Annotated in this window: 23 protein-coding genes; 3 read left to right on the top strand and 20 right to left on the bottom strand. The window is 40.1% G+C overall.

The window, feature by feature from the left end; genetic code table 11:
• Nucleotides 1–32 precede the first annotated feature (32 nt).
• The 6 genes from BDR01S_RS13530 to yfkAB all read right to left on the bottom strand — a co-directional run bounded on the left by BDR01S_RS13530 (nt 33) and on the right by yfkAB (nt 7,005).
• On the bottom strand, nt 33–1,274 hold the full coding sequence (locus BDR01S_RS13530; protein ID WP_066251158.1) for an ATP-binding protein: 1,242 nt from the start codon (nt 1,272–1,274) through the stop codon (nt 33–35).
• 181 nt (nt 1,275–1,455) lie between these two features.
• Nucleotides 1,456–2,868, bottom strand: a complete 1,413-nt coding sequence (gene bcaP, locus BDR01S_RS13525; RefSeq protein WP_066251155.1) for a branched-chain amino acid transporter BcaP — start codon at nt 2,866–2,868, stop codon at nt 1,456–1,458.
• Between the two features lie 795 nt (nt 2,869–3,663).
• On the bottom strand, nt 3,664–4,281 hold the full coding sequence (locus BDR01S_RS13520; RefSeq protein WP_418303037.1) for a C39 family peptidase: 618 nt from the start codon (nt 4,279–4,281) through the stop codon (nt 3,664–3,666).
• Nucleotides 4,282–4,596: 315 nt separating this feature from the next.
• Nucleotides 4,597–5,043, bottom strand: a complete 447-nt coding sequence (locus BDR01S_RS13515; RefSeq protein ID WP_066251150.1) for a threonine/serine exporter family protein — start codon at nt 5,041–5,043, stop codon at nt 4,597–4,599.
• A gap of 17 nt (nt 5,044–5,060) precedes the next feature.
• A complete protein-coding gene (locus tag BDR01S_RS13510; RefSeq protein ID WP_066251148.1) occupies nt 5,061–5,822 on the bottom strand; it encodes a threonine/serine exporter family protein in 762 nt (253 codons plus the stop codon).
• A 58-nt stretch (nt 5,823–5,880) separates the two neighbouring features.
• On the bottom strand, nt 5,881–7,005 hold the full coding sequence (gene yfkAB / locus BDR01S_RS13505) for a radical SAM/CxCxxxxC motif protein YfkAB (protein WP_066251145.1): 1,125 nt from the start codon (nt 7,003–7,005) through the stop codon (nt 5,881–5,883).
• Between the two features lie 216 nt (nt 7,006–7,221).
• On the opposite strand from yfkAB, the gene BDR01S_RS13500 reads away from it, so the two are divergent.
• Complete coding sequence (locus BDR01S_RS13500) at nt 7,222–8,022, top strand: formate/nitrite transporter family protein (RefSeq protein WP_066251143.1); 801 nt, start codon at nt 7,222–7,224, stop codon at nt 8,020–8,022.
• 156 nt (nt 8,023–8,178) lie between these two features.
• Here BDR01S_RS13500 and recQ read toward each other — a convergent pair whose 3' ends face one another.
• The 8 genes from recQ to BDR01S_RS13460 all read right to left on the bottom strand — a co-directional run bounded on the left by recQ (nt 8,179) and on the right by BDR01S_RS13460 (nt 19,577).
• Nucleotides 8,179–10,311 (bottom strand): DNA helicase RecQ, encoded by a 2,133-nt coding sequence (gene recQ / locus BDR01S_RS13495; RefSeq protein ID WP_066251140.1) that lies wholly within the window; start codon nt 10,309–10,311, stop codon nt 8,179–8,181.
• 163 nt (nt 10,312–10,474) lie between these two features.
• Nucleotides 10,475–10,672 (bottom strand): hypothetical protein, encoded by a 198-nt coding sequence (locus BDR01S_RS13490; protein ID WP_066251138.1) that lies wholly within the window; start codon nt 10,670–10,672, stop codon nt 10,475–10,477.
• Nucleotides 10,673–10,802: 130 nt separating this feature from the next.
• Nucleotides 10,803–11,897 carry a CaiB/BaiF CoA transferase family protein gene (locus tag BDR01S_RS13485; RefSeq protein WP_066251134.1) on the bottom strand — a complete coding sequence of 365 codons (1,095 nt, stop codon included), beginning with the start codon at nt 11,895–11,897 and terminating at the stop codon, nt 10,803–10,805.
• 15 nt (nt 11,898–11,912) lie between these two features.
• A complete protein-coding gene (locus tag BDR01S_RS13480) occupies nt 11,913–13,487 on the bottom strand; it encodes a fatty acid--CoA ligase (protein WP_066251131.1) in 1,575 nt (524 codons plus the stop codon).
• Nucleotides 13,488–13,669: 182 nt separating this feature from the next.
• Complete coding sequence (locus BDR01S_RS13475; protein WP_066251128.1) at nt 13,670–14,827, bottom strand: thiolase family protein; 1,158 nt, start codon at nt 14,825–14,827, stop codon at nt 13,670–13,672.
• A 14-nt stretch (nt 14,828–14,841) separates the two neighbouring features.
• Nucleotides 14,842–15,987, bottom strand: a complete 1,146-nt coding sequence (locus tag BDR01S_RS13470) for an acyl-CoA dehydrogenase family protein (RefSeq protein WP_066251126.1) — start codon at nt 15,985–15,987, stop codon at nt 14,842–14,844.
• A 141-nt stretch (nt 15,988–16,128) separates the two neighbouring features.
• Entirely contained in the window at nt 16,129–17,652 is a 1,524-nt protein-coding gene (locus BDR01S_RS13465; protein ID WP_066251122.1) for a long-chain-fatty-acid--CoA ligase, read from the bottom strand.
• 179 nt (nt 17,653–17,831) lie between these two features.
• The gene (locus tag BDR01S_RS13460; protein ID WP_066251119.1) at nt 17,832–19,577 is read right to left on the bottom strand and encodes a sigma-54-dependent Fis family transcriptional regulator; all 1,746 of its coding nucleotides are present in this window, start codon (nt 19,575–19,577) and stop codon (nt 17,832–17,834) included.
• 140 nt (nt 19,578–19,717) lie between these two features.
• On the opposite strand from BDR01S_RS13460, the gene BDR01S_RS13455 reads away from it, so the two are divergent.
• Nucleotides 19,718–19,924, top strand: coding sequence for a zinc ribbon domain-containing protein (locus tag BDR01S_RS13455; protein ID WP_066251116.1), 207 nt, complete (start codon nt 19,718–19,720; stop codon nt 19,922–19,924).
• A gap of 48 nt (nt 19,925–19,972) precedes the next feature.
• Here the strand turns inward: BDR01S_RS13455 and BDR01S_RS13450 are convergent, their stop codons facing one another.
• The gene (locus tag BDR01S_RS13450) at nt 19,973–20,740 is read right to left on the bottom strand and encodes a 3-hydroxyacyl-CoA dehydrogenase (RefSeq protein ID WP_066251114.1); all 768 of its coding nucleotides are present in this window, start codon (nt 20,738–20,740) and stop codon (nt 19,973–19,975) included.
• A gap of 308 nt (nt 20,741–21,048) precedes the next feature.
• Here BDR01S_RS13450 and BDR01S_RS13445 point away from each other — a divergent pair, with 308 nt between their 5' ends.
• Entirely contained in the window at nt 21,049–22,005 is a 957-nt protein-coding gene (locus BDR01S_RS13445) for a D-2-hydroxyacid dehydrogenase (protein ID WP_066251112.1), read from the top strand.
• Between the two features lie 83 nt (nt 22,006–22,088).
• Here BDR01S_RS13445 and BDR01S_RS13440 read toward each other — a convergent pair whose 3' ends face one another.
• The 5 genes from BDR01S_RS13440 to BDR01S_RS13420 all read right to left on the bottom strand — a co-directional run bounded on the left by BDR01S_RS13440 (nt 22,089) and on the right by BDR01S_RS13420 (nt 26,718).
• Nucleotides 22,089–22,781, bottom strand: a complete 693-nt coding sequence (locus BDR01S_RS13440; RefSeq protein WP_066363193.1) for an ABC transporter permease — start codon at nt 22,779–22,781, stop codon at nt 22,089–22,091.
• Complete coding sequence (locus tag BDR01S_RS13435; RefSeq protein ID WP_066251106.1) at nt 22,774–23,697, bottom strand: ABC transporter ATP-binding protein; 924 nt, start codon at nt 23,695–23,697, stop codon at nt 22,774–22,776. Before BDR01S_RS13435 ends, BDR01S_RS13440 begins: the two co-directional genes overlap by 8 nt.
• Nucleotides 23,698–23,825: 128 nt before the next feature.
• Entirely contained in the window at nt 23,826–24,761 is a 936-nt protein-coding gene (locus BDR01S_RS13430) for a sensor histidine kinase (RefSeq protein ID WP_066259703.1), read from the bottom strand.
• A gap of 3 nt (nt 24,762–24,764) precedes the next feature.
• Complete coding sequence (locus BDR01S_RS13425) at nt 24,765–25,463, bottom strand: response regulator transcription factor (protein WP_066251105.1); 699 nt, start codon at nt 25,461–25,463, stop codon at nt 24,765–24,767.
• 34 nt (nt 25,464–25,497) lie between these two features.
• Entirely contained in the window at nt 25,498–26,718 is a 1,221-nt protein-coding gene (locus tag BDR01S_RS13420) for an RtcB family protein (RefSeq protein WP_066251103.1), read from the bottom strand.
• Between the last annotated feature and the right edge of the window lie 133 nt (nt 26,719–26,851).

Raw genomic sequence — 26,851 nt, 5'->3', positions numbered from 1 at the left:
TTTTTCACTTTTTTTTCATAAAAATGATGACTTTATTTGTGTTTGATAGGTAAAACTACCTCTATTCTAGTTCCTTTTTCAAGGATACTATCAATGTTTAATTCGCCTAGATGGTCTTTTATAATCTGATTCGTAACCATTAACCCTAAACCGGTTCCATCTTTTTTCGTAGTAAAAAACGGTTCTCCAAGATTAAGGATGTTCTCATCAGCAATTCCGCCTCCTTCATCCAGAATGGAAACGGACATTTTATCCTTTTCTATTACTTTAACACGTATTTCTATCTTGCCACCCTCTGTCATAGCTTCAATGGCATTTTTTATCAAATTAATAAACACTTGCTTTAATTGTTTTTCATCACAATCGAAGGGTGGTAATGGTCCAGCCATTATTGTTTCAACAGTAACTCCTTGTCTCTCAGCTTGTTGTTGCGTAATCGATAATGTATAAGCAATTATTTCTTCAATACTGGCTTTCTCATAATGGATTACCCTTGGTTTACCAATATACATCAGGTCATTAACTATGGAATTAATCCGATCGATTTCCTGAATCATGATTGGATAGAAATCATTTGTGTTTGGGTATCTTTCCTGCTGCAGCTGTGTAAAACCCCTTAATGACGATAAGGGATTACGGATTTCATGACCAATTGCTGCAGACATTCGACCAATAACTGCAAGCTTCTCTTTTTGACGCAGCTCCTCATAAACTGAAGTTAACGTATTAATATAAGAATAAAATCGTATTAATAGAATATATGCAATTGCAGATAGAATTGCGGTTATAACTGTTGGTGGTAAAACATCAGTGGTTTTTAGGACCACTCCTAAAAAAATGTATTTTCCAATAATACCCAACGATACAGACCAAAAGTATTTTTTATTCACAAATACTGGTGAAAAAAATATTAAAACCAGCTCTACTATATTACCCGATGCAAATTTAGTTGAATTTCCAAAATAAATCATTAAGTTATCAATAACATCAATGAGGATATAGCTCACTAGTAAAAAGTATTTAACAGGATATGGATTACCTTTTTTAATTTTATAAATTGAAATTGGCAACATACTAAACACTAATATAAATTGCCAATAATTAAGTCCCTCCTTAGGAATCCCCATTTGCCCATAAGATGTATATTTAGGTAAAACATAATAATAAAAAATATCAAAGATAATAAAAAAGCTATAAAATAGCCATAGAAATAAATTAATCGCCCTTTTCTCTTCAAATATTAATTTAAGTTTCGTATTGTGTTTATCTTTCATGATAGTTACACCTCAATCATGTTTCTTCGAAAAAGTAGTTAATTAGTCCGTTTCCTATTCTAACATTTTTCCTCAATTTAAATTACATTTTATTTGTAAAAACAATGAATTTCGACATATTTCGATAAAAATCCAACAAAAAGGAGCTTACTCTAGGTAGGCTCCTTTTTGTTGAATTTAGCTAACTTTTTTTCAATGGATCCACTGTTTTATTCAAGGTTGAATGCTTCCGACCATATCCGAAATAGACGAATAGTCCGATCACAAGCCACACTCCGAAGCTAATCCACGTTGTTTTTGGTAACTGAACAATTAAATACCCACAGAACACAAAAGCAAGAATTGGAATATAAGGAACAAATGGAACCCGGAAGCCTGTTTTCGGTGCTTGTTTATTTTTGCGAAGATATAAAATCCCCACTGAAACCGTCATAAAGGCAAAGAGTGTTCCGATATTTGTTAGTTCCGCAAGTTTGTTTAAAGGAACTAAACCTGCAAAAATCGATACAAGTAAACAAATAATCCATGAATTTGTCATAGGTGTCTGCTTATTCTTATCTACTTTTGAAAATACCTTTGGCAAAAGGCCATCACGGCTAATTGCATAAAATAAACGAGATTGTCCATAAAGAAGAACTAATAATACTGTGGTGATTCCTGCAATCGCGCCAAGCGAGATAAAGCCGGCCACCCAATCCTGATGAATATAATTAAGAGCAAATGCCACTGGGTTTTTTACGCCTAGCTCTTGGTAAGGAACGATTCCTGTTAGAATAGCAGAGACAGCAATATATAACACCGTACATACTAGTAAAGAGACGATAATACCAATTGGCATATTCTTTTGCGGATTTTTCACTTCTTCCGCAGCAGTTGATACGGCATCAAAGCCAATATAAGCAAAGAATACCGTCGCCGCACCGGCTGTTACACCTGAAAATCCAAACGGCATGAATGGTGTCCAGTTGGATGGCTTTACATACCAAGCACCAACACCGATAAATAACAAAACAATGGCTAACTTAATAATTACCATAATCGTGTTAAAGCGAGCAGATTTCTTCACACCCTGAGTTAAGAGTAAGGTGATAATTACTATGATAAGTACAGCCGGTACATCGATATATGTTCCGTTTGCCGGATCATATGCACTTGTTATTGCCTTCGGAAAATGAATACCAAAGCCAGCGAGTAGTCCTTGTAAATACCCGGACCAGCCACTAGCAACAGCAGATGATGCGAACCCGTATTCGAGGATTAAATCCCAACCCAATATCCAGGCAATTAACTCCCCAAAGGTCGCGTAACTATACGTATACGCACTACCTGATACTGGAACAGTAGAAGCAAATTCCGCATAACAAAGGGCAGCGAATGCACATGCGAATCCTGATATAATGAAGGATAAAATAAGTGCTGGCCCTGCATGCTCTGCAGCAGCAACCCCTGTTAATACAAATATTCCTGTTCCTATAATAGCGCCAATTCCCAGCATGGATAAATCAAAAGCCCCTAAGTCTTTCTTTAAGACTATATCTTTTTGACCAGCCTCTTGTAAAAGATCCTGGATTGACTTTTTTCTAAATAAATTCATTGTTCTTACCTCCTTAAATTCATGTCGGAATGTTCTGAAAAAATAGTCGACATAAAATTGTATATCGAAATAATATAACCATTTTACTAAAAAAGCAATATATTTTGAAATTTTTGATTATTTGAAGATAATCCCATGGAAAATATAGTGTTTTCATTATTGCCTTTTTCCGGAGAGTCTAAGTACTACTATATAAATATAATAAAATTAATTTCCAAGTTGCTTTTATTCATACACAAAAAACCGATGACTGTGAAATCTTTCAAAGTCATCGGTTTCATTTAGTGTATGCAATATTTCTGCTATATCTTTTGTTATTCCTTTAAAGAGGAAAGTATTATCATTATTACTATTATTATTATTGACAAACGTCTCATAGTCCTGTAATATTAGTATTTGTGCTTCATATTTAATTGTAACTTGTAAAAGAGAAGATAACGCAAAGTAAGAATTTTTCTGGCATTCTGCTTATGTTTTAAAATTAAAACTTATTCACACTGGATCGGCTTCGGAGCCGTTAGGATGTAAGAGAGGTAGGGCTTACGTCGTTTAGGTATAAAACCTTCAGGTGGAAAAATAACCGCGGCAAACTTGTTTTTATAAACAATGATTATTATATAAGTTTTTACTTGCGATCGCTGACTAGAATTGCAGCCACACAAGTTACGATAAGAATTCTTGAATAAATTAAGCAAAGAAGGCAGAGGGATATTTTATTCCTCTGCCTTCGCCCATTTTATAGAATCTAAAAAGTCGATGAGAAAAGGCCTGATTCCAAATCAGGCCTTTTCGTTTTTATTTTTTAATAACAATTGCTTGCTTCCCCATTTGCTCCCAAGCTTTAATAAAACTAGCCCGATTTAACTTCTGATTTTTTTCACCGTATGGATTGTTAATATAGATATATTTTTCATCATACCCCGTGATCACAACACTATGTTCACTAAAGGTAATATCAATGTTTCCCTGCGGCGTATTCCACGTTTGAAAAACAGAGACAGGTGCAAAGCTCGATGTCGTAATAATCCAGACAGGAAGCCCTTGCCCTACTTGTTCTAAAATTTCATCAAACGAATGATTGGTTAAATTAACAGCTCGGTCACCGACGTATTTTTGGGCAACCTCAAAAACGGGACCATTATAAACTCCTAGTCCTGGTCCTTTGGCCATATCACCGACAAACCCAGCATTTGGATTACCTTTTTTCCCGTTATTATAGGTTAACGGAACGGTTTTCACTTTTTTTGATAACTCATTTTTCGTCACTTTTAGACCGTGAAAATTAAGAATCATCGCTAGGCTCGTTATTTCACAACCGTTGTAGAGTTTAGGAGCGTCCATTTGATTAATTAACGGAACATCTAACTTGATACTATCAGGCAATTTCGGTGCTTCTTTTGAAAAAAGAGCCATGGTCCGTGTTTTTAACGATGCAGCTTCAGTAACTTTTTCAACTGTTTGATAGTTAAACTTTCCCTTATAAATCGTTTGGGCACTGATACTTATAATGAAGATAACAGTAATTGCAATTAATATTTTATTCATATATAAACATACCATTCCTTGTTATAGACTTTGTTGAATGACAATTAGTAATAGTAATATACTACTATACTACCCTACTAAAAAACAATAAAGGAAACCATTTACCAATTCATGATAATCTTTAAAGCTTAAGTTTTCCTTAAAAAAATTCCCTTTAGTAGTTTTTTCACTAAAGGGAGTAGGTTAAATTCGTACCTTATTATGGTTAATTTTTCGAATGATTTGATTGATTACCTCTGAGAAGACTAACCCGAAGGCAATCGAGCCTGCCAGCATCAGAACTTTTGCAGCTAAGGCTATTGCTGAATTATAATCGTTCTCAACGAAATTTCGCATCGCATCATAGGCAAGCCCTCCAGGGACAAGTGGAATTATTCCTGCGACGCTAAAAATAATGACAGGTGTTTTATAGAACTTTGCTAATTGCTGACTGAGAACAGCTATAAAAACAGTCGCTGCCAGTGTGGCTAAAATGGCATTATTTGAGTAATCCTCTAGCAGGTAATAAATTAACCAACCGCCTGTACCAATCAGCCCGCACTTCACTAATGTTTCTTTTGGTACATTAAAAAGAATTCCAAACGCCCCCGTTGCCAAAAAGCTTGTAAGTGCCTGAGCAAGAACTGCCATAATAATTATACCACCCCTTACAAAAATGATAAGACAACCGCAATTCCTGCCCCAATTGCAAAAGCAGTCAGAAATGCTTCCGCCCCCTTCGATAGCCCTGAAACTAAGTGTCCGGCCATTAAATCTCGAATCGCATTGGTCAATAAGAGACCAGGAACCAATGTCATCACTGATCCGATTATAATTTTATCTAATTGCTGACCGACTCCCATTTTCACAAACAAAAAAGAAAACAATCCAATCACAAACGATGCTAAGAACTCCGAGAAAAACTTGATGGGGATAAAGCGATGGAAGTAGACAAAGCTTAGGTACCCCATTCCGCCTGAAATCATCGCTGGAATAAAATCATTCCAGCCTCCCTCAAACATAATCATAAAACAACCACTGGCGAGCGATGCAGCTGCCACTTGGACCCGAAAAGGGAACGTTACATCTAAAGAATCTATTTCTTGTAGATATTCCATTGCTTCTTCCAGGGTCACATCTCCACTCGTAATTCTTCTCGAGATGCTATTGACCATTGAAACTTTTTTCAAGTCGGTTGACCGCTCCGATATTCTAATCAGCTTCGTCTTTGTTGGCTCTGTCCCTTCTGCTGAAAAAATAATGCCGGTTGGAGTTACATAGCTATGCGTCCGTTCTATCCCGAAGGCTGCAGCAATGCGCATCATCGTATCTTCGACCCGGTAAGTCTCCCCGCCGCTTTGGAGCATGATTTTGCCCGCGAGCAGGCAGACCTCCATAATTTCATAAGTACGTTCTACTGGTTTTTCCATTTTTCTCACCACACATAATTCTGCACATTTTTTACTTAGTTTAAATTAAAACTCAGGTTTAATCAAAATTGATTAGCTCAGTTTTCATCTTAGTGAAATCAACATCAGGATAATAGCTGTTTTTCACAAGGATATTAGGTCCTAAACATTTAACCGCGGGGCAATGACAGCTTAATTCCTTTGCAATTGTTGACGACTGCCAGGTTTCATATGCATGTAACAGATTTGTGGTCTGAATATTCCCTAGGGGTGGTGTATCACCGAAATCTGTCACAATAATATCTCCGTTAAAAATATTTACATTCAGTCGCGAACGGCCATCAGGGTCATTTCTGACGGTGACATTTTTACTTTTATATAAGCGTTGAAGGAGAGTTAAATCCTCCTGTTCACTGCTGCATGCATAAAATGGGAGCGTGCCAAACAGCATCCACACTTTTTCATCTCTGACATCTAGTAAATGATGGATCGCTTCTCTTATTTCATTAAGTGATAAGGTTTCGAGATTGCTAGCAAAATCGCTTGGGTACATAGGGTGTATTTCATGTCTCTGGCATAGCATTTCATCAACAATTTGGCGGTGAATTTTCTCTAAATTGGGGAGTGTCCGCTTGTTTAACATCGTTTCAGCAGATACCATTACTCCTGCTTTTACCAGTTCACGGCTATTTTCTATCATTCTTTTAAAATACTTTTCCCGTTGATCGTATTCCGGCTTCCGTTCCATTCTCGCAAAGCCACCCTCGACAAAATCATCGACGGTCCCCCAGTTATGAGAGATATGTAACACATCTAGGTAGGGCACGATTAATCCATAACGATCTAGATCAAGTGTTAAATTGGAATTAATCTGCGTCCGTACACCGCGCTCATGGGCATATCTTAAAAGGGGGACAACATAATCTTTTACCGAGGATAAGGATAACATCGGTTCTCCTCCGGTAATGCTAAGTGATCGAAGTGTCGGGATTTCCTCTAATCTTTGGATGAGCAAATCAAGAGGAAGCGCCTGTGGATCCTTTGTTTGGAGTGTATAGCCTACAGCGCAATGCTCACAACGCATATTACAAAGGGTCGTCGTGGTAAATTCAATATTGGTTAACTGTGGCTTTCCATATTGATCAATATCTAAATAGGCTTCCCACGGGTCATGTGAAGGGGTAATTTTTTTCAATTTTAACATAATGACTCCTTAAAATCAGTCTTCAAAAAACTTCTCCATTATAACTGAATTATGGGTGTTATTGCTATTTTTAACCATTACAAATGTTTATGTTTTAAAAAATGCAATTATTCTAAGCTTGATTAATGATAAATTTACTTACTAATACATAACTACAGCACTTTGGATAAAAAATAAACGGATAATATCTAATTGAGAATGGTGGGTGGGATTAACATGGAAATGCAGCCTTTAGGAGAAGCCGAAAAACTCGCCCTCAAAAAGCTGAAAATCTTTCGGCAAAGCATCCTTCGTTATATTTTACGGGCGGCGCTTGCCAGTATGTTTATTGGCTTTGGGGTCATTGTAGCATTTAAAACGGGGAATTTCTTCTATGTTAAGGATAACCCGTTTGCCTATCCGATGGCAGCGCTCACATTCGGAGCTGCCATTATTTTAATTGCCTATGGCGGTGGTGATTTATTTACCGGTAATACGTTTTATTACACCTATGCCGCACTGCGCAAGAAAATGACCTGGATAGACGTTGTAAAACTTTGGATTTGCAGTTACGCAGGTAACATTCTCGGCGCGGCGGTTTTTGCCTTTATTATTTTTACTACGGGACTTTATGAAAGTTCCGAGGTTAACGGCTTTTTACTCCATGTTGTGGAAATAAAGATGCAAGTGCCAATAACACAGTTATTTTTCCGAGCCATACTCTGTAATTGGCTTGTCTGCATGGCCTTTTTTCTTCCGATGGGGTTAAAAGGAGACGGACCGAAAATGTTTGCGATGATGCTATTTGTCTTTTGTTTCTTTATTTCCGGGTATGAACACAGCATCGCTAATATGTGTACGTTTGCCATTGCCTTAGTTTTAAATCATCCGGGCACGATTTCGTGGGGTGGAGTCATTCACAATCTAGTCCCGGTGACAATCGGCAACCTGATTGGCGGCGCTGTTTTCATGGCGATGATGTACTATTATGCCAATAAGCCATTTTTAGCTGAATATGATAAAGAACAGGGCAGCTAAGTTAATTTGCTGCTCTGTTCTTTAATAAAGTGTGATATCGACAAATTCCCGGGGAAATATCAACAAGATAACAGGGATATCGACAACTATTATGAATATTCTAAAAATACAGTCAAATGTAATATTTCTCAAATATGTGCATTTCTTTAGCAAAACCTATTTCATTTTACTGATAAAATAAACATAGGCTTTGATCATAAAATAGCTTACTTCCTCTGGAAGCAGTTCCTTGATTGGTTTGAGGCGGTCCCGTCCTGCTTCTGCCAAAGCATTTTCTAAAAGCGGCATATATTCTGCTGGAATATATTTGCTAAAATCGACGGCTAAACCTTGTTGTGCACATTGAAGTAAGTGGGTCTCAACCGTGCTTACCGCCAAATCCCGCTGCTCGGCAATTTCCGCAATCGAAAAATTCCCCTGATGTAATTTTAATGTCTCTAAATGAGAGTCGGTTACCCCGGCTTTTTTGGCAGGTTTCTTTGGAGTCTTCTCAACAGGAACCAACTCACTTTGATAATCTACATTAGTTTCGCAAAAGGTACGAATGGCTTGAATAAATTCAAGACCATATTTTTTAAGCTTCAGTTCTCCTACACCGCTGATGTGTAAAAACTCTTCAGTCGACTTCGGAAGTTTCGCACACATATCCTTTAGGGAAGCATCAGAAAAAATCACAAACGGAGGTACTTTTTCTGTTTCAGCAATCTGCCTCCGCACCTCTCTTAATACTTCAAACAATGGGTCATCCTTCGATACTTGTTTAACCTGTACCGTTTCACGGCGATGAACCTGCTCTTTACCTAACAAGATATCTTTCCCTTTTGGTGAAACGAACAGGGTTGGAAATTGACCTTGTTCGATCGCAATTAACTCCTGTGATATCAGAAATTCAATAAAGTCACTAACATCCTTTGAACTTCTATCCTTCATGATTCCATAGGTCGGAAGCCTGTCGAAGCCCATTTCTGTGACTTTTTTATTTTTCGAGCCGGTTAACACTTGTGCCGTGATCGTTTTTCCAAACCGCTGCCCCATCCGGATCACACAAGACATCACCATTTGTGCTTCTTTCGTTACATCGATGCTTGTCCTCGTATCCAAGCAGTTGCCGCATCTGCCGCACGGTTCAGTCTCAGTTTCACCAAAGTATTTTAAAATAAATTCCTGGAGACAGTTTTCCGTATGGCAATAATCAACCATTTGCTGGAGCTTTGCTAACTCTTGTGTCATTCGGCTCCGGTCACTGGATTGATCTATGAGAAAGCGCTGAATTTGCACATCCTGTGAGGAATGAAGAAGAATACATTCACTTTTAAGACCATCCCTGCCTGCACGACCCGCTTCCTGATAATAGCTCTCCATGTTTTTAGGCTGCTGATAGTGGACTACATAACGGATATTGGATTTGTCAATTCCCATCCCAAAGGCAGAAGTGGCGACCATAACCGTTGCTTTATCTTCTAAAAATCGTTCTTGCTCCCTGTTCCGCTCGACATCCCCCATCCCGGCATGATAACGAGCCGCCTTAATGTTGGCTTTGAGCAATTTTTCGTATATTTGGTCAACATTTTTCCTAGTTGCTGCATAAATAATGCCTGCTTCTTTTTCATTCTTTTTTAGATAGTCTTTTAGATACTTGTCCCGATCCTGTCCCTTGATAACGGTAAAGGACAGATTTTCCCGCTCAAATCCGGTAATTATCGTATTTTCTTCATTAATGTCTAGGAGATTACAAATATCCTCGCGAACCTTTGGAGTCGCAGTCGCAGTTAGGGCTAAGACCATTGGCCTTTGCGGGAGGCTGTTTATTAACTGTTGAATATGGCGATAGCTTGGCCGAAAATCGTGGCCCCATTGTGAAATACAGTGGGCCTCGTCCACAGCTACAAGCGGGATGTCCATGCTGTAAAGGTCTTCCATAAAATCTCGTGATTCCAATCGTTCCGGCGCAATATATAGTAGCTTGTAATTTCCCTGAATGGCTTCATGCATCCGCTTATTTGCTTCACTGTAACTTAACGAACTGTTGATAAATGTGGCGGGAATACCAACTTGAATGAGGGCATCTACCTGGTCCTTCATTAAAGAAATCAGCGGGGAAATGACAATCGTGGTACCTGACAAAACAAGTGCAGGAATTTGATAACAAATGGATTTCCCGCCGCCCGTTGGCATGACAGTAATAGTGTTTTCGCCGGACAAAACAGAACGAATGGCCTGCTCTTGGCCTGTCCTGAAGGAGCTATAACCAAAGTGGGATTCTAGTAAGGGCAGTGCTTTTTCAAACAACATACTTCCTCCTTTCGATTCATAAATAACCTATTAAGCTAATGATAATCTTCCTCTATTATACTGCTTGTTATTGGATTTTCAAAAGGCATTTATTCTTTTAGTTGAGCATTCTATAAAATAAAAAAACGCTTAGGCTAAGCGTTTTCTCTTATTACTTCATTTACTTTTCATTCCTATTATTCTCTTTTATTGCTTCAATCAATAAATCCAACTTTTCATTTCTCTGTTGATCCAATTTAGTTTTTTCATTCATAAACCTTAACGTTCTTACAATGAAATAAATGCCAAAGCCAAGAATCACTAAATACAATAAAATTGGAATGATCGCGAAAAAACCAAATAAATCCGTTCTGGCCATACTGGAATTCCTCCCCTAAAAATAGATTTATACCATTATTATACATTACCGTTTTCATATTATTGAATATTTCGTCTGTTAATAAAAAAACTAGACTGCCCACGTATTCTCGGCAATCTAGTTTTTCCTTTTATATCAAAATATTATTCAGTATTTCATTCCTGTGCTCATTTTTTTGAGGAGGAGGTGCAATTGATTCCTGCTTTAGGTCACTGTGCATTTTCACCTGAAAGTCTCCCCATGTTGAAGCAAAGATAAGCTCTTTTTCTCGAAAGTAGGGGTTCGTGCTTAATTCCCCAATCTCCAGTACTGGTGCCATACAGCAATCTACCTTTTGCGCAAATTCAATCCATTCATAAAAAGTTTTACTTTTAAAAAGTACCGTGAGTTCCTGAAAAACAGGGTTAGCATCATCTGTTGCAGAAAAATGCGCACTGAACCAATCTTCATGTCCGTTAGCCTGGCAAAAATTAGCCCAAAATTTTGGCTCAAGTGCGCCAAGGCTCATGTAGCGTCCATCCCTGGTTTCATAAAGGGCGTAGGAAATGATGCTGCCGTTAAGAACCTTAATGCCAGTTCCTTCACCGTCTTCTTTTTCAACCATGACATGGTTGCCTAATAATGACACCAGTTGGTCAGTAATGGAAATAGAATGATAGCTTCCTTTTCCTGTTAGTACTCTCGAAACGAGTCCCGCAAGAATCCGTTCATTAGCCGCAAAACCACCAATATAATCACCAAGGGTAATCGACGGATGGACCGGTTTGCACGTTCTATCCTTGAATTGGGCTAAAACCCCGCTTAATGCCATATAATTGAGGTCATGGTTCCCCAGTTTACTTAACGACCCCTTTTGTCCATATCCTGATATCGAGCAGTAGATGATATCAGGCTTTACAGTTCGAACGGTCTCATATCCTAAACCGAGCTTCTCCATGACACCTGGTCTAAAGCTTTCAATAATGACATCTGCATTTGCAATTAATTTAAGCGCGGTGTCGTAACCTTCCTTCTCCTTTAAGTTAAGGCTAATGCTCTTTTTCTGACGGTTGTTTGCAAGAAAAACCAGGCCATTCCCCTGTTCGGAAATCCCCATATGCCGGGCGGGATCCCCTTCAGGCGGCTCCACCTTAATAATTTCTGCACCTAGTTCTGCAAGTCGTAAGGTTGCGAAAGGACCAGGCAAATAGTTGGTAAAATCAATGACTTTTATACCTTTTAACATAGTCAGGACCCTCTTTTACGAATTTGTCGTACCTGGGGTAAATAGCTCCTCCAGTTGTTTTCTCAAGACAAACTTCATGATTTTTCCACTGGCATTCCGAGGCAGTGCATCACAGAAAATGTATTTCCGCGGGCGTTTGTAAGTGGCAAGCTGATTGCTGTTTTTACAGTGGTTATCAAGTTCCTCCTCCGTTACATTCGGATCCTTTTTAACTACAAATGCTGAAACAGTCTCACCCCAGCGATCATCTGGCTGACCAACTACTGCTACATCAAGGACACCTGAGTGGGCATGCAAGAGATCTTCAACTTCCCTTGGATAGATATTTTCACCGCCACTGATAATCATGTCATCGACACGGTCGTTGACATAAAGATAGCCCTCGTCATCGAGATAACCGATATCTCCCGAATGGTACCACCCTTTATATAAAGCTTTTGTGGTTGCTTCCTCACGGTTGAAATAACCAACCATCATACATGGCCCTTGCACAATAATCTCACCGGTTTCACCGACTGGAACGACATCATCAGGATCTGATGGACCGTCTTCTCTCGTGCGGACGACCCGAATATCATGGCTTAGGGCAGCCTGCCCTGCAGAACCTGCTTTCCTTAGTTGGTCCGTCTCCGATAGGAAGGTAATCGCCGGACCCATTTCTGTCATTCCATAGGCTTGAACGAGCGAAATTCCCAGGTTGTCATGGAGCGCATGAACAAGTGATGGGGCCATAGGTGCCGCACCATATAGACCAAGCTGTAGGCTGGATAAGTCATACTTGCTTAGGTCATCTTGAAGGAGCATATTCCACATCGTTGGTGCCGCAAAGAATTTTGAAATTTTCTCTTGTTCAATTAACTGGAGGATCGATTTTGGATTGAATTGGTGCAAAATGACATTACTTGCCCCTGCATGAATCCTTGGCAGAAAGGCACAATGGAGTTCCGCGCAATGGAACATGGGTGCAGTTACTAGTCCAACATCTTCTGCATTAAGTTTGCAAGAGGCAATGCAGAAAACACTTTGGTCCACCATATTGCGGTGGGTGTGCATAACTCCTTTCGGCCTCCCCGTTGTCCCGCTGGTATAGATAAATGCATATAGATCGGTTTCCTTTACGTCCGCCTTGACATCCTTGGTTGATGAAGCTGCCAGTTTTTCCTGATAGCTAGCCGTATACGCGGGCGCTTCATCATCAATGAACCAGAAGGTGGTCTTGTCAAAACGATTAGCAATTGCTGAAATAACAGGTTCTAAAGCTTTTTCAAAAAGAACAACCTTCGGGGTGGCATCAGAAAGAATATAGGCAACTTCTTCAGGCGTTAACCTAAAATTAATTGGATTGAATATCGCACCGATTTTCGCACAGGCGAAAAAGGTTGTTCCCAATTCTTCAGTGTTAAACATGAAGGTGGAAACACGGTCGCCTTTTTGCACACCTTCTTTCAGGAGGGCGTTGGCGAGACGATTCACCTGCTCGCTCCATTCCTTATAGGTGTAGCGGACATTTTTTCTGACATCGTAAATCGCTTGTTTGTTCGGATACTTTTTTACCGTTAAATCAAAGATTTTTCCAATCGTTGTCGTCATTGAATCGCCTCCATTACTGAAACTTATTTTGTCTTTCGTATGTTTTGCAGGTTTATCGGCGAATTTTGGTGGTCTATCAGCGAATTTGAGTGGTCTATCAGCGAATTCCTGCGGTCTATTGGCGAATATGGATGGTCTATTGGCGAATTTGAGTGGTTTATCAGCGAATCTAAATAACTCTGTTAATCTAAACGTTCAATGATCGTTGCATTTGCCATGCCATGACCTTCGCATATCGTTTGTAATCCGTAACGTCCGCCAGTCCGCTCCAACTCATGCATCATCGTCACCATTAGACGCGCACCACTGCCGCCTAGCGGATGACCAAGGGCAATCGCTCCGCCATTTGGATTTAACTTTGCAGGATTGGCACCCGTCTCTTTCAGCCAGGCAAGCGGGACAGAGGCGAAAGCTTCATTGACTTCAAACACATCAATTTCATCAATCGATAAGCCAGACTTTTTCAGTGCCATTTGAGTTGCTGGGATTGGCCCCGTCAGCATCAAAGTTGGATCTGAGCCTACCACCACGCGTGTGTGGACACGGAAGCGCGGTTTCAAACCAAGCTCTTCTGCTTTTTCGCGGGACATTAGTAATAAGGCAGCAGCCCCATCACTTATTTGACTGGAATTTCCGGCATGAATCACACCATCTTCTTTAAAGGACGTGCGGAGGCCAGCCAAGGCTTCTAAAGATGTTCCTTTTCTTGGACCGGAATCATCCTTGACGATAGTCATTGTACCGTCTGGAAGCCTTACCTCAAGTGGGAAAATTTCTTTTGCAAAATAACCTTCTTCCTGTGCCTTTAGTGCTTTTTGATGACTTTCAAGGGAAAATTGATCAAGTTCTTCACGGGTAAATCCATAGTTTTTAGCAATCCGCTCGGCTGACAGTCCCTGATGAATCATTTCGTACTTTGACCTTAAATTAGGACTAAATGGTTCCTCGGCCCCTTTGTAGTTGGAACCCATCGGAACACGGGACATGCTTTCAACACCGCCGGCAATCACTACGTCCATATCACCTGCAAGAATGGCTTGAGCAGCGAAATGCACTGCTTGTTGACTTGAACCACATTGACGGTCAATCGTTGTCCCTGGAACCTCGATTGGGAAGCCAGCAATTAATGCTGCTACTCTAGCAATGTCGCCTGCTTGCTCACTCGCCTGGGTCACACAACCCCAAATGACATCCTCCACAAGCGCTGGGTCAATCCCTGCTCGACTGACTAGTTCCTTTAATGTGAGCGCTGACAAATCATCGGGACGGATATCTTTCAGCACGCCATTTCTTCTTCCCACTGGTGTACGTACAGCTTCAACAATTACTACTTCACGCATAAACATCTTCCTTTCTATAATCCTAGATTTTTCGCAATGATTGTTTTCATTATTTCGTTGGTGCCTGCGTAAATGCTGGAAACCGGAATATCACGGAATCTTCTCGCAATCTCGTATTCTTCCATATATCCATAGCCACCATGGAGCTGCATACATTCTGCGGCAATCTTCTTCGCGATATCAGTCAGCTTCCATTTCGCCATCGAGACCTTCGTTACGACGTTTTTCCCTTCAATATGTTCGGCAATTAATTGGTCCAAAAAGGCTCTGCCCATTTCAATATCTGTAGCCATTTCCACAATTTTAAACTGGGTGTTTTGGAACTGGCTGACTGGTTTTCCGAACGCTTCTCTTGATTTTACATAGTCCATTGTCATTTTGAGCATCACTTCTGAGGCCGTTTGAGCTCCAATCGCAACAAGAAGGCGTTCCTGTTGGAGTTTTTCCATTAAATAAAGAAACCCTTTGCCTTCCTCCCCAAGCAGGTTCTCCTTCGGCACTCGGCAATCTTCAAAAATCAATTCCGCCGTATCCTGGCAATGGAGGCCGACTTTGTTTAGCTTTCTCCCTCGTGAAAAACCGGGCGCATCTCTTTCAATGACGAGGAGGCTGACCCCTTTATGCTTTGGAACGGCATTCAAGTTCGTTTTGACTGCCACAACAATAAGGTCCGACTGAATCCCATTCGTAATGAACGTCTTTTGGCCATTAACGATATAGTGGTCACCATCCAACTTTGCCGTTGTTTTAATATTGGCAAGGTCTGAGCCTGTACCCGGTTCCGTCATCGCAATTGCGGTAATGATTTCTCCTGTAACACACTTTGGCAGCCAGCGCTGTTTTTGCTCTTCTGTCCCATAAGCGGTGATGTAAGGAACAACAATATCATTGTGGAGGCCAATCCCCACTAAACCTGAGCCGACTCGTTCCAGCTCTTCATTAATGACTACGGCAAATCCCCAATCGACCTCGCTCCCACCGTATTTCTCATCGATATCTGGACAAAGGAAACCCTGTTCGCCCATCTTTTTCCAGAAGGAGCGCGGAATTATCCGGTCCTCCTCCCACTGCTCATAAAAGGGATATGCTTCTTTGTCCAAAAACTTGCGTAATGACTTACGAAAAATTTCATGATCTTCATTTAAATAGGGATGTTTCATTCACAAGTACCTCTCTTTCAACTTGGTAACGGTTACATTTTTTAAAAGTACGACGAGTTCTTCCACAAAAGTATGATGGATTTATTTTACAAATCACAGCTGTTTTCATAAAATTGTTGTAAAAATATTCCAACCACATCTCTAAATGGTTACATTTCGCATCTTCTCACGCAGTTGATATTTCAGTACTTTCCCGGAAGCGTTCCTCGGAAGCTGCCCTTCGATAAAAATCCTCCTTGGAACCTTATAGCCCGCTAGCTTCTCCCGGCAGAAATTCTTCAATTCCAACTCATCGATCACCGCACCTTCCTTTGGCACAATGATCGCACAAACTGCCTCTCCCCAGACCTCATCCGGCAAACCTATAATGGCTGCATCGAGGACATTCGGATGTTCAAAAAGAACTCCTTCAACCTCTACGGAATACACATTTTCTCCGCCCGAGATAATCATATCTTTTTTCCGATCGACTAGCGTGATATAGCCTTCTTCATCAATCGTCGCTAAGTCACCGGTATAGAGCCAGCCATTTTTTAAGGTGCTCTTCGTTTCCTCCGGCTTTTTATAATACGCCTTCATCACCATGTCACTGCGGACAATAAATTCACCAATCACTCCAGGCAACACATCATTGCCTTCTTCATTGACCACCCTTGTTTCCGTTAAGAAAATGGGTTTCCCGCCCTTGCCGAGATGATGTTTATGTCCTTCTGGATCAAGGAGAATTCCGCCTGGACCTGCTTCGGTTAGGCCGCAAAGGTTATAGAACTGATCTGTTTTAAAGAGCTGAATACTCTTTTTGACAGGCTCGGGTGCCATTGGGGCTGCCCCGTATCCAACTCTTTTAATAGAAGATAAATCATAATCTGCCGCATTAGGAACTTGGAGTAGAAAGTTATACATGGCTGGAACCGCAAAAAGGTGGGTAATTTTATGCTCTTGAATCGCTTGGAGCGCTTTAACTGGATGAAAGTCGCGATGAATGATATGTGTCGCACCTAGTGCAACACCAGAAATAAGAAACAAGTTCAATTGAGCTGAGTGAAACAGCGGTGCAAGGTGGAGAATTCGTTCATGCTGCCGAATCCCCATATTAATGACGACAGCAATTCCTACTTTAAAAATTTGACTATGATCAAACAGCGCTCCCTTCGGACGTCCTGTTGTCCCGGATGTATATAGGATTTCTAAATCATCCTGCTCAGACACCTCCACATCAGGTTCCGCCAGGTTATCCGATAAAATCCCTTCATATGAGTAGTGTCCTGTTGTGTCAGGTTCCCCAACGGTAATGACGAAGCGGACATCTGTTCCCTGTTTAGCAGAAACAATAATTTGCTCGAATTCTTTATCACACACAACAAAAGCCGTATCCGATTGATCTAAAATATAGTGAACCTCTGAAGCAGATAGGCGGAAATTAACCGGTACGGCAATCGCACCAATTTTAGCAGCTGCAAAAAAGGTAAAGACAAAGTGATCCGAGTTCTTCATCATCAATGCTAGCTTGTCACCTTTTTTCACACCCTGCTGTAATAGGCCGTTTGCGAGTTTGTTAACTTCTTCATTAAATTGGCGATACGTATAGATTCGTCCTTCGCATTCAATGGCTAGTAATTCAGGGAACTTACGGGCATTTTGCGCTAATAGACTTCCAATATTCATAGAAAGTATCCTCCCCCAAAACAAGACTTCCCCAATTTTAATGCAATTTTTATGCCACTATACGGAAAATCATTCTAAAGTCTATCAGCCCTGAAAATACATCTGCACTAAAATAACAAACTGTATTCCATCCAAACAAAGAGGACAATATAATGTCCATTTTCCGGACACTATTCTCCTTAGGTTGGCAGTTTATATTTTTTGATTTTTTCATATAAACCTGAGCGGCTGATTCCTAGTAATCTAGCTGCTTTAACCTTATTTCCCTTCACTTGGACCAGTGCCTTTTTAATCGCCTCAAGTTCCGCGTTCTCGACCAGTGATACACGAAGAGAAATATCTCTCATAGAAACCTGCTTCACCATATATTCGGGGAGATCCTCAAATCTAATTTTTCCATTTTCAGCAAAAGTCATCGCGCGCTCCATGACATTCCGCAGTTCGCGGACATTTCCGGGCCAAGCATAATCTAGTATCACTTCTCTTGCTCTATCTTCAATCCCTGTGATGCTGGTTCCTAAAATTTGATTCAGCTCAATCATGAATTGACTAATCAAATGATCCGTATCATATAGCCGTTCGCGCAGTGGCGGGACGTTTAATGAAATCACATTGAGTCGATAATATAAATCCTCTCTAAAAAGGCCCTCTTTGACCATTTCTTCAAGGTTACGATTGGTAGCTGCAACGATTCTGACATCCACTTGAATTCTTACCGTTCCGCCGACTCGGTAGAATTCTCTTTCTTGAAGCACACGCAGCAGTTTGGCTTGTAATGAAAGGGACATATCTCCTATCTCATCAAGGAAGAGCGTCCCACCATTAGCCAAATCAAATTTTCCAAGTTTGCCTTTTTGCCTTGCACCCGTAAAGGCCCCTTCGTCATAGCCAAAAAACTCTGATTCTAACAAATCCTCCGGGATTGCAGCACAATTCACGACTATAAATTTTCCTGTACTTCTTCCACTACTATTATGAATTGCTTGAGCAAATAATTCTTTCCCTGTGCCACTTTCACCGCGGATCAGAATAGTAGACCTGCCTTTTGCTGCTTTGGCTGCACTTTTTTTCAACTTTTCCATATATGGGTCAACTGTAAATAGATGCTCCCAAGTAAACCTGGCAGACGCTGATTTTTGGAATTGCTGGTGATAAAAGCTCGCCTTATTCTCAGCCTTCTGCAGTTTTTTAAATAACTCACTGACCTCGTTTAATTGTCGGAACACTATTTTTCCAATCGCTCCGATGACTTTTCCATCCTCTAAGATAGGAATTCGGTGGACTATGTATTTAATCCCATTAATTTCAAGGAAACCGCTAATCTCGGCTGTTGCTGATTGATACACGTTGTTTAGATGAAGGTCCGGCAATACTTTCATAACCGGTTTGGAAAGAACGGATTCTGGTTGAAGATTAAATAATTCGAGCAGGGGAGGACTGACCATCTGGATGTTTTTCTTTTCGTCTGTCATAACAATTCCGTCATAGGCATGGTCTAATGCCGTTTCTAAAGTTCTTTTTAAGATTTTTACTGTTTTTAATTCTTGTGATGTTTGCAGGAGGGACATGACCATATCTGTTTTCGTGAGGATTCCAACGACATGGTGGTGCTCATCAATGACCACACCGGTACCCACCGGACTGTTTTTCACAATCATTTCAATATTTTCATAGGGAGTGTCAATTGGCAGCGTTTCAACATGTTCTTTCATATATGATTTGATAGGGGTGGTTAAGGGCTTCCTGTCCATGATCATTTGAAATAAACCGCTCCGCGTAAAAACGCCAACCAGTTTTCTGTTTGTATTTGTAACCGGGAGCAGGTTCCACTTCTTACTGTTCATCAGACTGATTGCTTCAGATAATCTCGTATCCTCGGTGACGATGCAGTCTACTGGCGTAATTAAGTCGTTAAATTGGCTCATTTCATCCCCCCTTTTCTAATATCTATATTGTAACAAAAGTGAAGGATATTTTTGAATATTTAACAAAATCTATTATATATGGGAACTTTTATCCGCATTCATCGTAAATAAAAAGAGGAATCCATTCGAGGAGTGAGATCATGAGTGAAAAAGGCTGTATTAAATGTGGCAGCAGGGATACAGGTACGAAAGATGTAGCAATGACAGGAACGGGTCTATCAAAGATGTTTGACCTTCAACACAATACCTTTACGGTTGTCTTTTGCAAAAACTGCGGTTACTCAGAGTTTTACAACAAAAAAACCTCCACTGCTTCAAATATTATTGACCTATTCTTTGGAGGGTAATGGGGTGAGGGGGATTCCCAATGGAATTCCCCTTATCTCTAAGCACTTTTATTTTGGCTGCATTCGAATGGCTCCGTCAAGCCGGATGGTTTCTCCATTTAGCATCGAATTTTCAACGATGCTTTGGACGAGCTGTGCATATTCACTCGGGTGTCCCAGCCTTGATGGGAATGGCACCATTTTTCCAAGTGAATCTTTCGCCTCTTGCGGAAGTGTATCAAACATCGGTGTGTGGAATAGCCCCGGGGCAATCGTCATTACGCGAATCCCGTAGCGGGCTAATTCTCTTGCGATTGGCAGGGTCATTCCGACAATCCCGCCTTTAGAGGCACTATAGGCAGCCTGGCCGATTTGCCCATCAAAAGCGGCAATTGAAGCAGTATTAATAATTACGCCCCTTTCACCTTGTTCATTCACTTCATTTAGAGTCATCTTCTCAGCAGCAATCCGAATCACATTGAATGTACCGATTAAATTCACATTGATGACTTTAGAAAAAAGAGAAAGATTATGCAAACCATTTCTCCCGAGTACTTTCTCCCCTATGCCAATTCCTGCACAGTTCACGACTGTATTCACACCACCCATAAACTCAGATGCTTGCTCGACTGCGGCCTGGATGTCTTCTTCTATTGTCACATTCGCTTTAATAAATAAAACTGCTTCCTCCAAGTCGTTTTGGAGCCTTACACCATTTTCTTCAGATTGGTCAAAAATAACGGCCCTCCCGCCATTTCTAACAATGTTTCGTACCGTTGCCTCCCCAAGTCCTGAAGCACCTCCTGTAACAACTGCTTTGCAAGTATTAATTTGCATATATATTTTCCCCCCTAAAAAATCTTATTTGAATTATTCGCAAGAATTATGCCAAATGTGAGTTCCGCTGAAATTTATACGCTGCGATTTAAGTTAAAACTAAATTGTTTGTTGTTTGGACAGAGCATGTTGGAAAGTGACCAAATAATGAACACTTTTATCTAATGAACTTGTTATTGGTAGTTCTGTTTTTTTCACAAGATCTTGCTCCTTGTCTTTGATACTAGTAAACAAAAATCTTACCATTTCCTAAAGATTCAGTTATCATAATTAAAGTATATATTGTTTAAACGGAGGAATCCTTACCTATGAAAAAAATGGTTATCACCCGCAATATCGAACCACATCACCGTGAACAAATCCAGGCGCTTATTCCTGAATGGGAATTGTTTGCCGGCAAAGATAAACATATTTGGCAGGATCATGTTAAGGATGCTGAAATCATCGCTGGTTGGAAAAACGGGTTAGAAGAATATTGTCTCACCCCGGAATCAAAGCTAAAGTGGCTTCAAACTTGGAGTGCTGGCGTTAATAGCTTACCACTGGATGAACTGAATGCTAGAAACATCTTCCTAACAAGTGCCAATGGCGTACATGCCTACCCAATTTCTGAGACCATTTTTGGCTTGATGCTCGCCTTAACGCGAAAAATTCATACCTATGTTAAAAACCAACAACAGAAAACGTGGCATCATGCACATATGGGACTGGAAATGCATGAAAAAACAATTGGAATTATCGGCGTCGGGACGATTGGAAACGAAACAGCGAAAATCGCTAAAGCATTCGGCATGCGCGTGCTTGGTGTCAGGCACTCCGGAAAGCCGGCTGACTATGTAGATGAAATGTTTACTCCAGACCAATTAGATCAGCTGCTTCCAATCTGTGATTATGTGGTAGTTACGTTACCGCTTACGAAGGAAACCTATCAATTGTTTGGGGCGGGTCAATTTAAACTAATGAAGAGTTCCGCCTTCTTTATTAATATTGGTCGGGGTGAAATTGTCGTGGAAGCGGACCTGATCCAGGCATTAATGGAAGGAACCATTGCCGGGGCAGGACTCGATGTATTTGAAACCGAACCGTTAAGTCCTGATAGCCCGTTCTGGGAGATGGAAAATGTGATTGTCACCCCTCACACCTCCGGAGCGACCGAACACTATAATCAGCGAGTGATTGAAAATATCTTGATACCTAACTTAAAAGCTTATCTTTCAGGTGAGGTTCCACCGATAAATCTAGTTAATTTTTCAAAAGGATATTAATAAAGGTGTTATTCGACTGGATTTGCTTTTGAAAGTATTACAAAAATGGCTGCCCAATTGACTGGGCGGCCATTTTTGTTAAGCTAGTTTATATCTACTTTTTCAATATTCCTAAACGAGAAATAAGCGATGAGACAGCCTGCTAGAGCAAGTAAGATCGATACAACGAAAAACGAGAAAAGATTAACGTTATCGACCGAGGAATTGGAAAGCGAAACCAAAACAATACTTGAGACAATTGTAGCCGGAACAGATTTTTTCCTCATTCCAAAATACAATGGAATGAGTGCCAAACCAGTAGCGGCAATTGCTCCAAGGGTCATGCTTATCAATCCATCCTTTAAGACCGCGACGGTTAGTGCCTTAGGTACAAAGTGTAAAAAGGAATCAGTTAAATAAAACAAGCTTCCAATTAAGAGATTCGATACAAAAATCGTTAAGAAGGTGAAGCAAGCAACAATGATTAACTTTGCAACCATAAATTTTTTACGGCTAATCGGATACATGAAGAGCAAGATAATCGAATTACTTTTATATTCATCAATGATGATTCTTGAGATCAGTACCGCAGCAAAGATAATAAAGGTTGGACTGATTATGCTTCCTATTGCTTCAAACGCCATTTCATAGCTGGCAAAGGCGACACTTCCCTCGCTCTTATCGGCAAAATAAATCAAACAAAGCAATCCCATGATCACAATATCAGCAATTAACACACTTTTTAAGTAGGACAATAGTTTAAACTTTTTTATTTCAAGACTGATTAATTTACGCACTGATTCCGCCCCCATTAATTAATGTGATGAAATAATCTTCGAGTGAGTGGTTCTTTTTATTGATTTCCTCAATCAGGACCCCATTTAGAATAAGTGTCTTCGATATTTCAGATTGAGTACTTCCCGTATCATAGATTCTGAATCTTGACCCATCGACTACTTTAAAATTCGTTAAACGGAGTTCTTCCTCTAATACATAAACCGCTTTATTCACATCATTCACGGTTAATTCAATATAATCCATATTTTGTTGATGGATTTCTTCCATTGAAACCTCTTTGATTAATTCTCCGTCACGAATGACTCCAATAGTATCGGCGATTTGTTCAATTTCACCGAGAATATGGGATGATATCAACATCGTCATTCCATACTCACGACAAAGCATATGAAAAAGATCGCGAAGCTCTTTAATCCCTACCGGATCAAGGCCGTTAATTGGTTCATCCAGAATCAATAATTCCGGTTTGGTGATGATTGCACGTGCGATTCCCAACCGCTGTTTCATCCCAAGTGAAAACTCCTTAACCGACTTATCTTCGATGTTTGTTAATTTAACTAAATCCAAGGCTGAGTCAATTGCCTTTTTGTCATAATAGCCCATATATTCGCAGTGCAACTCCAGGTTTTCCCTGGCAGTCAGCCGGTCATAGAATACAGGGTATTCGATAATCGTGCCCATCCGCTTTAATACTTCATAGGAGGTGTTGGTCAATTTTTCACCAAAAATTTCAATTTCACCGCTTGTAGGTTTGACTAAATTGGTAAGCATCTTCATGATGGTAGTTTTACCTGCACCGTTTGGTCCAAGGAATCCATAGATTTCGCCTTTTTTTACCTTCATATTAACTTTGGTAATAATTTCCTTACCCTTATAGGACTTAGTCAGTTGATTGGTTTTTATTACAAAACTCATTGATTTCAGCTCCCCTTCATCTTTAACTACTTTTATTCTAGTCAGTAGAGTTTTCTTTTTTATTAATCAAATCTTACAAAAATCTTAAGAAAGAAAGGATGTCTCTAAATGAGGCACCCTTCGTTGTTTTAATATGTAATTCGTTTCAGTTTTACCGTAAATGTTGTTTTTTCGTATGGCTTGCTGGTGAGGAGGATTTGACCATCCATTTTTTCAACTAGCCTTTTGGTAATGGTTAATCCTAGACCGCTTCCTTGAAAGGATTTATTTCTTGAATCTTCAAGTGTGTACATTCTTTCAAACACCAAATCCTTATGGAGTTCACTAATGCCTTTTCCTTTATCCCACACGTCCACATAAACAGATTGCTCATCACTTCGAAGCATTAATCCAAGTACTTTTCCCGCCGCGCCGTATTGGATGGCATTCGAAATTAAGTTATGAAACACACGGTCAAGTTCTTCCTCATTGGCTAGCGCATAAAGATTTTCTTCGGGTAGTTCGATTCCGACATCAAAGCCTTTTAAGGTTAGGACCTCATAAAAATTTAAAATATTTTTTCGGCACAGTTCATTCATGTTCACCCTTGTAAGAGGAATATCCTTATCGCCAGATTCAAGTTTGGCTAAATCAAAAAACTTCTTAATGAGATCCAAGACTTCCCCTGTTTTATCATGGATTTTCTCTAGAAGTACCTCGGCTTTTTGATTACTTCTATTGGAATCATTCAACATAATCTCGATATAACCAAGGACTACTGTCAGCGGTGTTTTTAAATCATGGGAGATATTCGAGAGCATCTTCCGCATTGAAATTTCCGTTTTATTGTAGTTGGCCATCATTTTTTGGTTATGTTCTAACAGTCGATTGATTTCAATTAATAGCTGTTTAACATCCGTATTATCCGTATGTAATAAGAGTTTTTCATCCGTTTTTGCATCGATCATCCGTTTCAGCCTTTTGTGGATATAGGTTAAATTTTCTTGGCGATGTCTTTTGCATCGATATTGCAAAAAGTTAAGCAATGCTAACATGAATATGATAAGGAGTAAAAAAATGACCATCATTTAAAACTCTCCAAGCTTATAGCCAATTCCCCATAATGTTTTGATATATTGGGGAGAGGAGGGGTCATCTTCAATTTTTTCCCGCAGCCGTCTCATATGGACGTTAATCACATTTTCATCACCATAATACTCATCTTCCCAGACTAAACTATAAATTTGTGCCTTTGTATAGACACGGCTTGGATGAGAGATAAATAGCTTTAAAATATGAAACTCTTTGGCTGTTAACTTTATTTCTTTTCCGTTTTTCTGTGCCGAAAAATTATCTAAGTCTATCTTCAGATTTCCAACAATCAGCACTTTTTTCGCTTGCTTTTGTTCTGTACGGGAATAGTCGGTCGCTCTTCTAATGGCTGCTTTTACCCTTGCTGTTAGTTCAATCATCGAAAATGGCTTCGCAATATAATCATCCGCCCCAAAGCCTAACCCTAATGCTTTATCCAAGTCTCCATCCTTTGCTGACATGATCAGAACTGGAATCATACTTTTCTCGCGAATGATCTTTAAAAATTCCATACCATCAAGTTTGGGCAGCATTAAGTCAAGAAGAATCAAGTCAAACGTATCTGCTGCAAACACCTCTAGTGCCTCTTCCCCATCGAATGCCGGTATCACTTCAAAACCTTCTTTGGCAAATTGACCTTGAACCATTTCACTAATGGCCACGTCATCTTCAACTAATAATATTTTATGTTTCATCTTTTCCCCCACCCGTTCCCCTTTGTTAGCTCTATCATTTTTTAAATCGACCAAGTGTAAACTTTTCACTCGCTTTATAGACCGGTTTAATGAATTCAGCAATCTCAACGGTTTCTTCGACCTTTTCCAAAATTTCATTCATGGACTTATAGGCCATTGGTGCCTCATCTAAGGTTTCTTCTGAAACAGATGTTGTCCAGACACCCTTCATTGTTTGATGAAAGTCGTCCATGTTGAGAGTTTTCATCGCTTTCGTCCTGCTCAAGACGCGGCCTGCCCCATGCGGTGCCGAATAATTCCAATCCTCATTCCCTTTACCGACGGCTAAAATCGACCCGTCTCTCATATTTATCGGAATAATAAGTCGTTCTCTTCTTTGCGCGGAAACGGCCCCTTTTCGTAAAATCAAGTTCTCGGTGTCGATATAATTGTGGACCGTATCAAAGCGGTCATTCTCCTCAAATCCCATATTTTCCGTAATCGCTCTGGCAATTTCTTCGCGGTTTGCTTTTGCAAAGGCTTGGGCTAACTTCATGTCATGTATATAGTGATCAAAATCCTCTCCTTCTAAATAGGCGAGATCATTCGGAATGACAGGATTCTTTTCTTTATAGCTTTGAATCATTGCTTGGATTTCCTTTTGACGTCCTTGTGCCTTCAATTGGTCAATGGCATCAGTTAAATCCTGCTGACGAAGGTTTGAGATAGCTACTTTTTGATAATAGGTGGCGATCTTCGCCCCAACATAGCGGCTTCCGGTGTGTATGGTTAAATAGTGATAGCCATTGGAATCAACTGAGACTTCAATAAAATGGTTACCTCCGCCCAGCGTCCCTAAACTATAACGGCTTCGATCCTCACTCAATATATGCTCTGCCTTAAATTCTTGAATGGCGGGAAAATTCGTATTTATAAACCCGACTGTTTCATCGGTATGAATCTCCTGTCCACTCGGGACAAACGTACGGATCACTTGATCCAACTTATTAAAATCAACTTTTTTATCCTGCAGCTTAACAGTTAACACGCCGCAGCCTACGTCAACACCAACAAGGTTCGGCACAACCTTATCCTGAAGCTGGATGGTCGTTCCAATCACACAACCTTTTCCAGCATGATAGTCTGGCATAATACTAATCTTTGTGTCCTTTAAAAAAGCTTGATTGCACAACTCTTGAATTTGCTCAAGAGCAGTTTCCTGCGGGTAGTTGGAAAATACTTTTGCTGCAGTTTGTGTACCCGTTACCTTAATCACTCGTTTTCCCTCCTTTAAAGCAGATTATTACTAGGCTACCATTTTATTGGAATTTGGGCAAAGGAATTTCAACGACAATTTTTTCTAAAATGAAGAGAAGGAGGATGTATGTGGACATCCTCCTTCTTCTGGA

Origin of the sequence: Neobacillus drentensis NBRC 102427 (assembly GCF_001591445.1) — a bacterium.
Lineage (GTDB): Bacteria > Bacillota > Bacilli > Bacillales > Cytobacillaceae > Neobacillus > Neobacillus drentensis.
The sequence above is the reverse complement of the archived record's forward strand: the minus strand, read 5'-3'. Positions and strand labels throughout refer to the sequence as shown.